The organism is Proteus sp. G3927, from assembly GCF_963894685.1.
Lineage (GTDB): Bacteria > Pseudomonadota > Gammaproteobacteria > Enterobacterales > Enterobacteriaceae > Proteus > Proteus mirabilis.
In genome coordinates this window covers 153999-167251 of sequence record NZ_CAWQGX010000032.1, presented here as the reverse complement: position 1 = coordinate 167251, position 13253 = coordinate 153999, and the positions used below count along the sequence as shown (strand labels likewise).

Sequence of the window (13253 nt, the reverse complement as noted above, 5' to 3'; positions counted from 1 at the left end):
TAATAATATAATTATTGTTGTGCTAATTTCACCCAGGTTTTAATAACGGTATCTGGGTTTAAAGATAAGCTATCAATACCCTCTTCCATTAACCATTGTGCAAAATCTTCATGGTCAGAAGGGCCCTGTCCGCAGATCCCGACATATTTACCTTGACGTTTCGCTGATTGAATTGCCATAGATAATAGCGCTTTTACCGCATCATTACGTTCATCAAACAGTGATGAGACGACACCAGAATCACGATCTAAGCCCAATGTTAACTGAGTCATATCATTAGAGCCGATAGAGAAACCATCAAAATGAGCCAAGAATTGATCGGCTAATAAAGCATTGGATGGAATTTCACACATCATAATCACTTTTAAGCCATTCTCACCACGTTTTAAACCATTACGTGCTAACTCATCTATCACTTCTTCTGCTTGGCGCACCGTACGTACAAATGGGATCATCACTTCCACGTTAGTTAATCCCATCTCATTACGCACACGTTTCACTGCTTCACACTCGAGTGCAAAACAACGACGGAAATCATCCGATACGTAACGACCCGCACCACGGAAACCTAACATAGGGTTTTCTTCATCAGGCTCATAGCGATCGCCACCGACTAAGTTTGCATACTCATTTGATTTAAAATCAGACAAGCGAACAATGACACGTTTTGGCCAGAATGCTGCAGCGAGTGTTGCGATACCTTCGGTTAATTTACCAATATAATATTCAACAGGTGATGCATAACCCGCCATCATTTCATCAATTTCAGCTTTTAGTGCATCTGTTTGATCTTCGTATTCGAGTAAAGCGCGAGGATGCACACCAATCATACGGTTGATAATAAACTCTAAACGCGCAAGGCCTACCCCATCATTTGGTAACCCAGCAAAGTCAAAGGCGCGATCAGGATTACCGACGTTCATCATGATTTTTAAGCCAAGTTCTGGCATGTTATCGATTGCGGAGCTTTGAATAGAAAAATCGAGTTTCCCATCATAAACAAATCCGGTATCCCCTTCAGCACAAGAGACGGTGACCACTTGCCCTTCGCTAATACACTCCGTCGCATCGCCACAACCTACCACTGCTGGAATACCTAATTCACGAGCAATAATTGCCGCATGACATGTTCTTCCACCACGATTAGTCACAATCGCAGAGGCTTTTTTCATGATAGGCTCCCAATCAGGATCTGTCATATCGGTGACCAACACATCACCCGCCTCTATTCTATCCATCTCACTTAAGTTATGGATAACCTTAACCGTACCACTACCAATACGATGACCAATTGCACGACCTTCTACAATCACAGTGCCTGTTTCATTTAACTGATAGCGTTCCATAACTTGTTGGTTAGAACGAACTGTTTCTGGACGCGCTTGAACAATATATAGACGACCATTATGACCATCTTTAGCCCACTCGATATCCATTGGACGTCCATAATGTTGTTCAATCAATACCGCTTGTTTTGCTAGCTCTTGCACTTCATCATCAGTTAAAGAGAAACGATTGCGCAATGCTTCTGGCGTATCTTCAATACGGACTTGTTTACCATGCTCAATGCTATCGGCATAAACCATTTGGATCTTTTTAGAGCCTAGGTTACGGCGCACAATTGCCGGTAAACCTTTCGCCAAAGTTGGTTTATGAACATAGAATTCATCTGGGTTAACCGCCCCCTGAACCACCATTTCCCCTAAACCATAAGCAGAGGTAATAAAGACTACTTGATCAAAGCCTGATTCAGTATCAATAGTAAACATCACCCCTGATGAAGCTAAATCAGAGCGAACCATACGTTGGACACCTGCAGATAAAGCAACACCGCGGTGATCATAGCCTTGGTGAACACGATAAGAGATTGCGCGATCATTAAACAGTGAAGCAAACACGTGTTTAATCGCAACTAAAATTGCATCGATACCTTGAACGTTTAAAAATGTCTCTTGTTGGCCGGCAAAAGAAGCATCAGGCATATCTTCAGCGGTTGCTGATGATCGTACTGCAAATGAGGCTTCAGATTCACCTTCACTTAAGGTCTGATAAGCATCACGAATATCTTTCTCAAACTGAGGGGTAAAAGGTGTATCAATCACCCATTGGCGAATTTGGTTACCCGCTTGTGCTAATTGATTAACATCATCAACATCAATACTATCGAGCAGCTCATAAATACGCTGATTAATACCACTTTGTTCCAGAAAATCATTAAACGCTTGCGCTGTGGTGGCAAATCCATTAGGAACAGACACACCCAGTTCCGCAAGATTAGTGATCATTTCACCGAGGGAAGCATTTTTCCCACCAACACGATCAACGTCATTCATACCCAATTGGTTATACCAAAGTACATTGCACGGGGTGAGGCTATTGCTGGACATTGAGAACAATCCTTTTTTAAACAAATGAGAGAGAGAAAAAAAAGAAAAACCCGCTGTCAAAACGACAACATAAATAAGCCTATCACAATGTTATGGAGAATATAGAAAGGTGAATCGATCAACCAGAAAACTTTATTTTTTTATCCTTTATAATCACTAAAAATACTATAGATAATATTGTCTGAATTGCTAATTCAGCTAAAAAAAAGGTGAGAGGAATGATATTAAGTTTGAATTCAATTAACTGTGATAATAATGAACTTGTTGATAGAACTGTTTTTTTTATCTCTGACGGCACCGCTATTACCGCAGAAGTCTTAGGCCATGCGGTACTCTCACAATTCCCATTAAAAATGAAAAGCTATACCTTACCTTTTGTATCTTCTGTAGAAAGAGCGGAAGAAATAAAAAATAAGATTAATGAAATTTATAAAAAAAGTGGCGCCAAGCCTCTGGTTTTCTACTCTATTATTAGTCCTGACGTAAAACGAATAATAAATAGTAGTGAAGGATTCTGTCAGGATATTGTGCAGTCATTAGTTCTCCCCTTAGAAAAAGAAATTGGCGTTCAAGCGCTACCTCAATTAAATAAAACGCACGGTTTAACAGAAAAAAATCTCAGCAAATATGATGCTCGAATTGCTGCTATTGAATACACTTTATCTCATGATGATGGGATCTCTTTACGCAATCTCGACCAAGCGCAAGTGATCTTAATCGGTGTCTCACGCTGCGGTAAAACCCCTACCAGTTTATATTTAGCGATGCAATTTGGCATTCAAGCGGCTAATTACCCTTTTACTGCTGATGATATGGATTTTTTAAAATTGCCTCCTGAATTAAAAGAGTATCAACATAAATTGTTTGGCTTAACCATTGCTCCAGAACGCCTTGCTGCTATCCGTAGCGAACGTCGTGAAAACAGTCGTTATGCATCTATTCGTCAATGTCGTATTGAATTAGCGGAAGTTGAAGCGCTATTTAGGAAAAATAACATTCCTTACCTAAATACGACAAACTACTCTGTTGAAGAAATTTCCACTAAGGTAATTGATTCTATGGGATTAGCCAGAAGAATGTTCTAGAGACAGTAAGTCATTTTTTATTTATTTTTCACCAATAACAGTGTTGAAATTAGCTGAATTTCGTTTATTGTGATCTTAATCACTGGGTAGACTTACCCTGTATTTTTATTGAGATAAATTATGTTAAAAACAGACGAATTACGGACAAAGGCTTTAGCCAGCCTAGTAACGCCGAAAACGTTAGCTAATGAGTTACCCATCTCACAAGAGATTATCAGTAATATCACTTCTGCCCGTCAACGCATTGAAGCTATTCTCACTGGTGAAGATAAACGACTATTAGTTATTATTGGCCCTTGCTCTATACATGATCCCAAGGCGGCTAAAGAGTACGCAACAAAACTAAATCAACAAAAAGCGCGTTTTCATGACCGTCTAGAAATCGTGATGAGAACCTATTTTGAAAAACCGCGTACCGTTATTGGTTGGAAAGGCCTTATTTCTGATCCTTTCCTTGATAACTCTTGTAATGTTAATGAAGGCATTCGTATTGCAAGGAAACTGCTAATTGAGATCAACGCATTAGGACTCCCCACAGCCACTGAATTTCTTGATATGGTCACGGGGCAATATATTGCAGATTTAATCAGTTGGGGGGCTATCGGGGCAAGAACAACAGAGAGTCAAGTTCACCGTGAAATGGCCTCCGCCCTCTCTTGCCCTGTAGGATTTAAAAATGGCACTGACGGTAATATACGCATTGCGATAGATGCCATTCGTGCCGCTCGTGCTAGTCACACCTTTTTATCACCTGATAAAACGGGACGTATGACAATTTACCAAACCAGCGGGAATCCCTACGGTCATATTATTATGCGTGGCGGTAAAAAGCCTAATTATCATGCCAGTGATGTAGCAGATGCTGTTGATGCACTGAAACAACTTGATTTACCTGAACACTTGGTCATCGATTTTAGCCATGGTAATTGTGAAAAAATTCATCGTCGCCAACTTGAAGTTGCACGCAATGTCGCTCAACAAATTACGGATGGTTCACAAGCTATTGTCGGTGTTATGGCAGAAAGCTTTTTACAAGAGGGATCACAGAAAGTCACAGCAGATAAGGGGCTGACCTATGGACAATCGATCACTGATCCTTGTCTCAGTTGGGAAGATACCGAACAATTACTGGAATTATTAGCTCAAGCGGTTGAAAGTCGATTTAAATAATATCGCCAAAAAGGAGAGTTTTACCTCTCCTTTTTAACTTACACAAAAAGTCGTTATCCATCTTCATTAAGATTAAGCTTTATCTTCTCCCACGCTAATCAACTGTATGATTTTTATTCTAACACCCTATTTTTGTTGTTCTTTTGTTACTAATCATCTTAAATTTAGACGTTTACGTTAAAAAAAGCTTGTCTAAAATATTCTGATAACGATAATGATTATCATAATCATAACCTCTATCAGTATTGCTATTGAAATGAATAAAAATGTTCATAATTTAAACGATTCATCGATAACACGTGAAACAAGCTCCCCAGTCATTCAATCTATAAATAGCATAGAATTACTGGGTAAATCGGGCGTGGTTTATATTCAACATAACGGAGAGTTGTATCAGTTACGCCAAACAAAAACAGGAAAACTTATCCTAACAAAATAATTATTTAATCCCTTTTCGCAAGCCACCTATTTTGCTAGGCAGCCAGCTAATTCACTCCATATACAAGGACTTTTATGGATATTAATGGTATGTCTATGCTGAAAAGAAATTTCAAATACTCCACATTAGCTACAGCAATTTGTCTGTTATACGCGCCGACTACTTTTGCTCATATTGAAAAAGTAGAGACAGATACATTGACTGTTATCGGGCAACAAGACAATCAAATAACGGATTTTCAATCTGTCGTCGATACCCGTTCAGCACAAGCTCAAACCGCATCTACCACGGGGCAATTGTTAAAACAAATCCCGGGGATCACCGTATCAGGAACGGGGATCGCCAATGGTGGCAATATTATGATGCGTGGTTACGATCAAAGAGGTGTCAAAATCTTTGTGGATGGTATTCATCAACCTATTGATAATACTATGAACAAGCTTGGTGGCCTTTTTATTGAACCCTCGCTTATTTCGCGCGTTAAAGTCAAACATGGTGGCTCTTCGGTTAAACATGGAAGTGGCGCGCTAGGTGGCGTTGTTTCGTTCTCAACTCTCCATCCAAATGAATTATTAGACGCCAATAAAAATCTTGGTGCTAAATTATTTAGCTCATTCTCTTCTGCGGATAAACATTTTTCTTATGGTGGTGTGATCGCAGGTAGACATCAGTTAGTGGAAGGGTTATTGGCTTATAGCCAAAGAGAGCGTGGCCCGATACGTATTGCTGATGACTCAATATTAAATAACCACGAACGTATCAAAAATTATTTTGCAAAAGCCTATGTTTACCCTACAGAGGAACAAACCGTTATTTTTTCTGCCCGTCAATATAATAATGCAGGAGAGCAAAGAGAAGTTTTAAATCGAATGGGAGGGTTTGGAAAAAGAGACAGTAATAATATGTATCGAGCCACCAAACAAAATGATATCTCACTCACCTATCATTTAAATCCAAATAATTATGATTGGCTCGATCTGAGCACTCAACTTTATTATTCTCAGTTTAAAATTGCGCATACGTTTCTGACGGATACACGCAAAGAAATATATCCAGACATAGAAAGTGTGCTAGGTAATTCTGAAAAACGTACCCAATATACCTATGGTATGAAAGTAGAAAACGCCTTTAATTTAAATTACTTTCAAGATAGGTTGACTCAATCTGTGATTATCGGCATTGATGCTGAAAAACAGAAGATGGTATCGAATAATAAGGCTAAAAATTTCCCTTTATCACATATGGATAATGCCTCAGGTTGGGTTCATAACACGTTCGATACACCTCTATTACCCATTACTTTAATTGCGGGTCTTCGTTACAACTATTATCAAAATGTCCCTGATAACAGTAAAACTTTAGATTACTACAAAGACTTAAATAAAAAAGGAGACATGACCTCCGCCGACAAATATCAAGAAACATATCAAAATATTTCTAAAAATATTGCGTTACGTCTCACACTGACCAAATGGTTACAGATCTATTCTTCTTATTCTGTTGCCTTTAGGGCGCCGACTTTAAGCGAAATGTATAATGACTCAGTACATTTCACTATAATTTCCCCTTTTAATAAGAAAAGCTATGATGCTCGTTGGGTTCCAAATTCCACATTAGAACCAGAGACGAATAGAACATGGGAACATGGTATCAATTTACAAAAAAATGCGTTGCTTTTTACCAATGACCAGCTAAACATTAAAGCTTCATATTACAGCACTGAATCGATTGACCACATTACTTATCAACAATGGTATCATAGTCGTAAGCCTATCCAATTAAAAAATAGTCATATTGCGTTATCTCCCATTAAAGATGCTCGTGAACCTTTATTATTTCAATCAGTTAACTTGCCTAAAGCGCTTATTCACGGCTTTGATTTAAGATTGCTATATTCTCATCCATACATCGCTATGGGGGTAAATTACAATCAAACTAAAACCTTGGAACTGTCGTCTCTAGAGACTATTTCAATGGTGCGTCCTGAAACATTAACCGCTTTTATAAATGTACCCATTATCAAAACACCATTTTCTGTTGCTTGGTCAGGAAAATTTGCCGGTCCAACGGCCAAAAAAGGCACACATAAATACCCTGGTTCAGAGGAAGTGACTACTCGATTAAAAGAAGATCTTCAGCAATACCCTGGCTATGGTGTGCATAGTTTTGCAGTCAACTATCAATCCAATAATAAAGATATACAAGCCTCATTGGTACTCGATAATGCATTCAACAAAGTGTATTACTCAACGGTAGGCGTACCTCAAGAAGCTAGAAATATCAAAATGTCTGTCAGTTATCGCTGGTAAACAATAAAAAGAGCAATGATTTTTATCATAACGGGCTGTTGAGTTTAGCAGCCCATTTTAATAACGGAGATCAACCTGTATGTCTCAATCATCGCGATGCATAAAGGTGAGTGTTTTAGTTGTTGCAACAGCGATTAGCAGTGCATTCGCTGAAAATAAAAATCAAATCTATGGAGAAAAAAATAGCGGGGAGAGAAACACACAAATAATAACGGTTTATGCAACAGGTAACGAGCGAGATAGCTTTACATTACCAATGATGTCGACCGTCATAAAAAATAACAGTGCTTTGACAGAAACGGCTGGAAGTGCCACGGAGTTGTTGCGTCATATACCGGGCATTTCAATATCAGGAGCTGGCCGCACAAACGGTGAAACTATTAGTATGCGTGGCTACAGTAGTAACGGTGTTTTGACACTAGTAGATGGCATACGCCAAGGTACTGATACAGGTCATATTGACAGTATTTTTGTCGATCCTCTACTCATTAAACAAGTTGAAGTGGTTCGTGGCCCTTCAGCACTTTTATATGGAAGCGGCGCCCTCGGTGGGGTTGTGGCATATGATACCGTTGATGCCAGCGACTTGCTTGCAAAAAATGAACATGGTGGTGTGCGTGTTACAGCCCTTGGTAATACGGCACAACAGAGCCAAGGATTTGGCATTACCGCTTTTGGTCAACAAGACAATTTCGATGGATTACTCGCCCTCTCCGCTCGTGATAAAGGTACAACTCGCTATGGAGGCGGTTATCGTGCGCAAAACGATGAAACAATCATTAACTTATTATCTAAAGGACGTTGGTTTATTGATGATAGCAATACGTTAAGTGGCCAATTACGCTATTATCATAACAACGCACAACAGCCTAAGGATCCACAACTCGCCAATAACCCAACACCGGCTAATGTAGCGACAAATCGTACTACAACACAAAAAGATGCACAGTTAACCTATCAATATCATCCTAGTGATATGTCATGGATTAACCTAAAAACACAAGCCTATTACAGCGAGGTAGATATTAATGCGAAAACACAACAAAAAGGATTTGAAGGTAGAGAGCAAAAAACCTATGGCATTAAACTTGAAAATCGCACTCAATTAGCCACCTACCCCTTTGCTGCTCACGCTTTAACTTATGGCGGTGAGATCTATAAGCAAAAGCAATCACCCAGTGCAAATGCCGAAAGCTTCCCTAAAGCAGATATTCGTTTTATGTCAGGCTGGTTACAAGATGAAATGACTTTACGTGATGTACCCATTTCATTCATCGTCGGTACAAGGTTTGATAAATATAGCAGTCAAAATGATCGTTATGATGACATCAGCGCTGATAAATGGTCATCAAAAGGAGCCGTTAGTATTACACCCACAGATTGGTTAATGCTTTATACCTCTTATGCTCAAGCTTTTAGAGCACCAACAATTGGCGAGATGTATAACGATGCTAAACATTTTGATGCCCCATTCCCCGGAGCACCAACCAATTACTGGCGCCCTAACCCTAATTTAAAGCCCGAAACCAATTCAACAACTGAATACGGGTTCGGTTTTCAATTCGACGACTTATTATCTAATAATGATAATCTGAAAATTAAAGCTGCCCATTTCAATACGCGTGCAAAAGATTATATTGATACAGATGTCGCTATTTTTCAGGGATATACACAATCGACGAATATTCCAAGAGCAACTATTTGGGGTTGGGATATCGAGATGAATTATCAATCGAAGTTCTTTAGTTGGGATTTGGCTTATAACCATACAAAAGGAAAAGATAATGCCAGTAATGCCTCTATTACCTCTATTGAGCCAGATACATTAACCAGTCGCCTCGATATTCCCGTACCCAATAGTGATTTTTCCGTAGGTTGGGTGGGACAATTTACTAAAAAAACAGATTTTACAAAACATGATCGCTTTAATCGCCCGACCAATCGCCAACAAGCGGGTTATGGTGTCAATGATTTCTACCTCCGTTATGAAGGTAGTGCTTCATTAACAGGGCTAACAACCTCACTGGTACTGGGTAATGCATTTGATAAAAAATACTACTCTTCTGCGGGTATTCCTCAAGAGGGGCGCAATGCAAAAGTACTGGTGAGTTATCAATGGTAATTAACAATAAAATAAACGAAACAATAGGAGTTTCCGTGACTAAACCTCTTTATGAGAGCTACCTGCAAGCAAAAAATGAAAAAAAAGCATCTTATGCGCGTGATTTAGCAACTTACCTTAATGTAAGTGAAGCTGAGCTTACTCACGCGCGTGTTGGGCACGATGCTAAACGCTTACATGGTGATGTTCGTGATATTTTAACCGCTCTCGCAACCGTAGGCGAAGTGAAAGCCATTACTCGTAATGAAATTGCGGTTCATGAACATCTTGGTGAATATACCAATGCTCGTTTTAACGATCATGCAGGATTGATCTTAAACCCTCGAGCCCTCGATTTACGCTTTTTCTTCTCTCATTGGGCAAGTATCTTTGCATTAACCGAAGAGACGGCTCGTGGTATTCGTCATAGTATTCAATTCTTTGATCTTCATGGTGATTCTCTCCATAAAGTGTATACCACTGATAATACTAATATGGATGCATGGAATACCTTAATCGATACTTATTTATCACCAGAAAATCCCGTATTAGAGATTACCCCCGCTAAACCTTTTACTGATGCACCGGTAACAACGGCATTAGCACAACAGTTAGAACAGCAATGGCGCTCGATGACTGACGTTCATCAATTCTTTAAAATCCTGCAAGAAAATAATCTCAGTCGCCAGCAAGCGTTCAAAGCGGTCAGTGATGATTTAGCTTATCAAGTAGATAATAGTGCCTTAAAAACATTATTAGCACTGGCGAAAGAAGTACAAAATGAAATTATGATTTTCGTGGGAAATCGAGGTTGTGTACAGATCTTTACCGGTAAAATTGATCGTTTAGTACCTCATCAATTTGAAAATAGTGAACAAGTATGGATTAACATTTTTAATCCTGCATTTACACTGCATTTAATTGAGAGCGAAATTGTGGAAAGCTGGATCACTCGTAAGCCAACCCAAGATGGTTTTGTCACAAGTCTTGAACTATTTGATAGCAAAGGTCAACAGATTGCTCAGCTCTATGGACAACGCACTGAGGGAACAAAAGAACAACAACAATGGCGTGAGCAACTCAACGCTCTTGCTAAAATAGCTTAATAGAAGGATAGCTCAATGAAAAAATGGCTTCTTTTGATCCTGTGTAGTTTGATGACATTCACCAGCCTCGCTAAACAACGTATTGTCACTATTGGTGGTGATATTACTGAAATTGTTTTTGCATTAGGTGCAGGCGATCAGGTCATTGCTAGAGATAGTACGAGTTTAGTACCAGAGCAAGTTAAATCATTACCCGATGTGGGTTATATGCGCATGCTCAATCCTGAAGGTATTCTTTCGGTTAAACCGACGCTGATTATTGCTAGCGAATTAGCTCGCCCTTCTTTTGCATTACGTCGTATCGAAAAAGCAGGTGTACCTGTTGAAACTATTACGGGTACACGTTCATTAGAAGCCATTAATGAAAAAATCGATGCCATTGCAACCCTCTTACAAAAAGAAACAGAGAGTCAGCAATTAAAAGAAAAGCTCACTCAATCTATTAATCAAATTGCCACGACGCCTATTGATAAAAAAATTATTTATATCATGAGCCATGGTGGTGTTGCCCCTATGGCTGCCGGTCAAAATACTGCTGCAGATACGATTATCACACTGGTAGGCGGAAAAAATGCTATGCAAGGTTTTAGTAGTTACCGCTTACTGTCACAAGAAGGGGTTATTGCCAGCCAGCCTGATATTTTGTTGGTCACTAAAGAGGGAATAAAAGGTATTGGAGGTATCGAAAAACTGTGGGACTTGCCCGGCATAAAGTACACCCCCGCAGGTAAAAATAAGCGCTATATCGTTGTTGATGATATGGGTTTATTAGGCTTTACCTTATCAACCCCCAAAGTTATGCAACAAATTCGTCAAGCATTGGAGCAATAATGTCTCGTTTTCGCTCACCGTGGATGAGTATTGCCATTTTACTCATCTTATTTACCATCATTACGCTTATTTCTGTTAATAGCGGCCCGCTAGCACTCTCATTTAGTACTTTATGGGATCGCTCTTTTGATGATATAGAGTGGCAAATTTGGCTTGATATTCGTTTACCTCGAGTACTATTAGCTATTCTCGTCGGTGGCGCTTTAGCCATATCAGGCACCATCATGCAAGGACTATTTAGAAACTCACTTGCCGATCCTGGATTACTAGGTATTAGCAGTGGTGCTGCGCTAATGGTCGCTATTGTGATTATTTTGCCCTTCTCTTTTTTATCCGTATTTTCTTTCTACAGTCATATTATTGCCGCCTTTATTGGCGGCTTAATAGTGGCAATGATTATTTTTTCATTGCATCAATTAAGTGATGGTAACTTGGCAAGATTGCTCCTAGCGGGAATTGCCATTAATGCACTTTGTATGTCTTTTATTGGTGTATTGAGCTATATCAGCACAGATCAGCAACTGCGCCAATTTTCACTATGGATGATGGGCTCTTTAAGTAAAATAGACTGGAACACCTTGGCGATTGCAACTCTCGTGATTATTCCCATTAGTGCATTAGCCTGTTGGCAAGGTCATAAACTTAACCTATTACAACTCGGTGATGAAGAAGCACATTATTTAGGGTTAAATGTAAGAAAAACAAAATTTATTTTACTACTACTCAGTGCCATTTTAATCGGTTGTGCCGTTGCATTAAGTGGTGTTATTGGGTTTGTTGGTCTTGTGGTGCCCCACCTTATTCGTATGCGATTAGGCAGTAACCATATTTGGTTATTACCGGCCACCCTATTAGGGGGAGCAATGCTCTTATTAGCCGCAGATACCCTGTCAAGAACCTTGGTATCCCCTGCGGAAATTCCTGTAGGACTTATTACCGGACTTCTTGGTGGACCTTATTTTCTTTGGCTTATTTTACGACAACCAGCAGGACGCATGTCATGATGGAAAATCAACACACTCCATTATTATATGGCAATAACTTGAGCTATAAAATCGGCAATAAAACTATTCTTGAGGATGTTTCTATTGCACTTAATACCGGTGAGCTTGTCACAATCATTGGTCCGAATGGTGCTGGGAAATCATCATTATTACGTTTATTGACCGGCTATACTCCCCCGACACAAGGAGAATGTTTTTTTAAAGGGAAAACTTACTCACAGTGGAATAGTCAATTATTAGCGCAAAACCGTGCTGTTATGCGACAAAACAGCCAGCTATCATTCTCTTTTTCTGTAGAAGAAGTCGTCGCTATGGGAAGAGCGCCACATGGGCAAAAACATAAACAAATCGCAATAGAAACCGCGCTATTACAAACCAATTGTTTAAAGCTTAAAACAAGAGATTACCGTCAATTATCAGGTGGAGAGCAACAAAGAGTGCAACTTGCTAGAGTGCTTGCTCAACTTTGGCAACCGACACCTGAGAATGTTGCGCTATTTCTTGATGAACCCACATCGGCACTTGACCTCTACCACCAGCAACAAAGTTTGCGTTTATTAAAGCAACTGGTCAAAACGCAAAATTTGATGGTGTGTTGTGTTCTGCACGATCTCAACCTCGCCTCCCTTTATGCTGATCGTATTTTATTACTGCATCAGGGAAAATTAGTTTGCGAAGGTACACCTCAAGATGTACTCACCGCTGAGAATATTGAAAAATGGTATGGCGCCGAGGTCAGTGTTAATACTCATCCTGAGTTATCTCAACCTCAAGTTTTTTTACGCCCATAAATAATAAAAGAAAAAGGACTGAGTCCTGTT

10 protein-coding genes are annotated in these 13253 nt (G+C 39.5%); 9 read left to right on the top strand and 1 reads right to left on the bottom strand.

Annotated elements, in window-relative coordinates; translation table 11 throughout:
* Window positions 1-11: 11 nt before the first annotated feature.
* Window positions 12-2387, bottom strand: coding sequence for a phosphoenolpyruvate synthase (gene ppsA / locus AACV00_RS15640; protein ID WP_004243172.1), 2376 nt, complete (start codon window positions 2385-2387; stop codon window positions 12-14).
* A 218-nt stretch (window positions 2388-2605) separates the two neighbouring features.
* Between ppsA and ppsR the strand changes: the two genes are divergently transcribed.
* From ppsR to AACV00_RS15595, 9 genes are all read left to right on the top strand, one after another.
* On the top strand, window positions 2606-3472 hold the full coding sequence (gene ppsR / locus AACV00_RS15635) for a posphoenolpyruvate synthetase regulatory kinase/phosphorylase PpsR (RefSeq protein ID WP_004243173.1): 867 nt from the start codon (window positions 2606-2608) through the stop codon (window positions 3470-3472).
* A 120-nt stretch (window positions 3473-3592) separates the two neighbouring features.
* Window positions 3593-4642, top strand: coding sequence for a 3-deoxy-7-phosphoheptulonate synthase (locus tag AACV00_RS15630; RefSeq protein ID WP_161680331.1), 1050 nt, complete (start codon window positions 3593-3595; stop codon window positions 4640-4642).
* A 214-nt stretch (window positions 4643-4856) separates the two neighbouring features.
* A complete protein-coding gene (gene hemP, locus AACV00_RS15625; RefSeq protein WP_004243175.1) occupies window positions 4857-5081 on the top strand; it encodes a hemin uptake protein HemP in 225 nt (74 codons plus the stop codon).
* An 89-nt stretch (window positions 5082-5170) separates the two neighbouring features.
* Window positions 5171-7390, top strand: coding sequence for a TonB-dependent receptor domain-containing protein (locus AACV00_RS15620; protein WP_223805439.1), 2220 nt, complete (start codon window positions 5171-5173; stop codon window positions 7388-7390).
* A gap of 79 nt (window positions 7391-7469) precedes the next feature.
* Window positions 7470-9512: a TonB-dependent hemoglobin/transferrin/lactoferrin family receptor gene (locus AACV00_RS15615; protein WP_004248181.1), complete on the top strand. Its 2043-nt coding sequence runs from the start codon at window positions 7470-7472 to the stop codon at window positions 9510-9512.
* Between the two features lie 35 nt (window positions 9513-9547).
* Window positions 9548-10597: a hemin-degrading factor gene (locus tag AACV00_RS15610; protein WP_026090428.1), complete on the top strand. Its 1050-nt coding sequence runs from the start codon at window positions 9548-9550 to the stop codon at window positions 10595-10597.
* 15 nt (window positions 10598-10612) lie between these two features.
* Window positions 10613-11428 (top strand): heme/hemin ABC transporter substrate-binding protein, encoded by an 816-nt coding sequence (locus AACV00_RS15605; protein WP_004243179.1) that lies wholly within the window; start codon window positions 10613-10615, stop codon window positions 11426-11428.
* Window positions 11428-12432 (top strand): FecCD family ABC transporter permease, encoded by a 1005-nt coding sequence (locus tag AACV00_RS15600; protein WP_060555515.1) that lies wholly within the window; start codon window positions 11428-11430, stop codon window positions 12430-12432. The genes AACV00_RS15605 and AACV00_RS15600 overlap by 1 nt, the downstream gene beginning before the upstream one ends.
* On the top strand, window positions 12429-13223 hold the full coding sequence (locus tag AACV00_RS15595) for a heme ABC transporter ATP-binding protein (RefSeq protein WP_004243181.1): 795 nt from the start codon (window positions 12429-12431) through the stop codon (window positions 13221-13223). Before AACV00_RS15600 ends, AACV00_RS15595 begins: the two co-directional genes overlap by 4 nt.
* Window positions 13224-13253 lie beyond the last annotated feature (30 nt).

Coding starts and splice junctions, on each gene's coding strand:
- ppsA (WP_004243172.1), bottom strand. CDS start 2,387: ATGTCCAGCAATAGCCTCACCCCGTGCAATGTACTTTGGTATAACCAA.
- ppsR (WP_004243173.1), top strand. CDS start 2,606: ATGATATTAAGTTTGAATTCAATTAACTGTGATAATAATGAACTTGTT.
- AACV00_RS15595 (WP_004243181.1), top strand. CDS start 12,429: ATGATGGAAAATCAACACACTCCATTATTATATGGCAATAACTTGAGC.
- AACV00_RS15600 (WP_060555515.1), top strand. CDS start 11,428: ATGTCTCGTTTTCGCTCACCGTGGATGAGTATTGCCATTTTACTCATC.
- hemP (WP_004243175.1), top strand. CDS start 4,857: ATGATTATCATAATCATAACCTCTATCAGTATTGCTATTGAAATGAAT.
- AACV00_RS15620 (WP_223805439.1), top strand. CDS start 5,171: ATGTCTATGCTGAAAAGAAATTTCAAATACTCCACATTAGCTACAGCA.
- AACV00_RS15630 (WP_161680331.1), top strand. CDS start 3,593: ATGTTAAAAACAGACGAATTACGGACAAAGGCTTTAGCCAGCCTAGTA.
- AACV00_RS15615 (WP_004248181.1), top strand. CDS start 7,470: ATGTCTCAATCATCGCGATGCATAAAGGTGAGTGTTTTAGTTGTTGCA.
- AACV00_RS15605 (WP_004243179.1), top strand. CDS start 10,613: ATGAAAAAATGGCTTCTTTTGATCCTGTGTAGTTTGATGACATTCACC.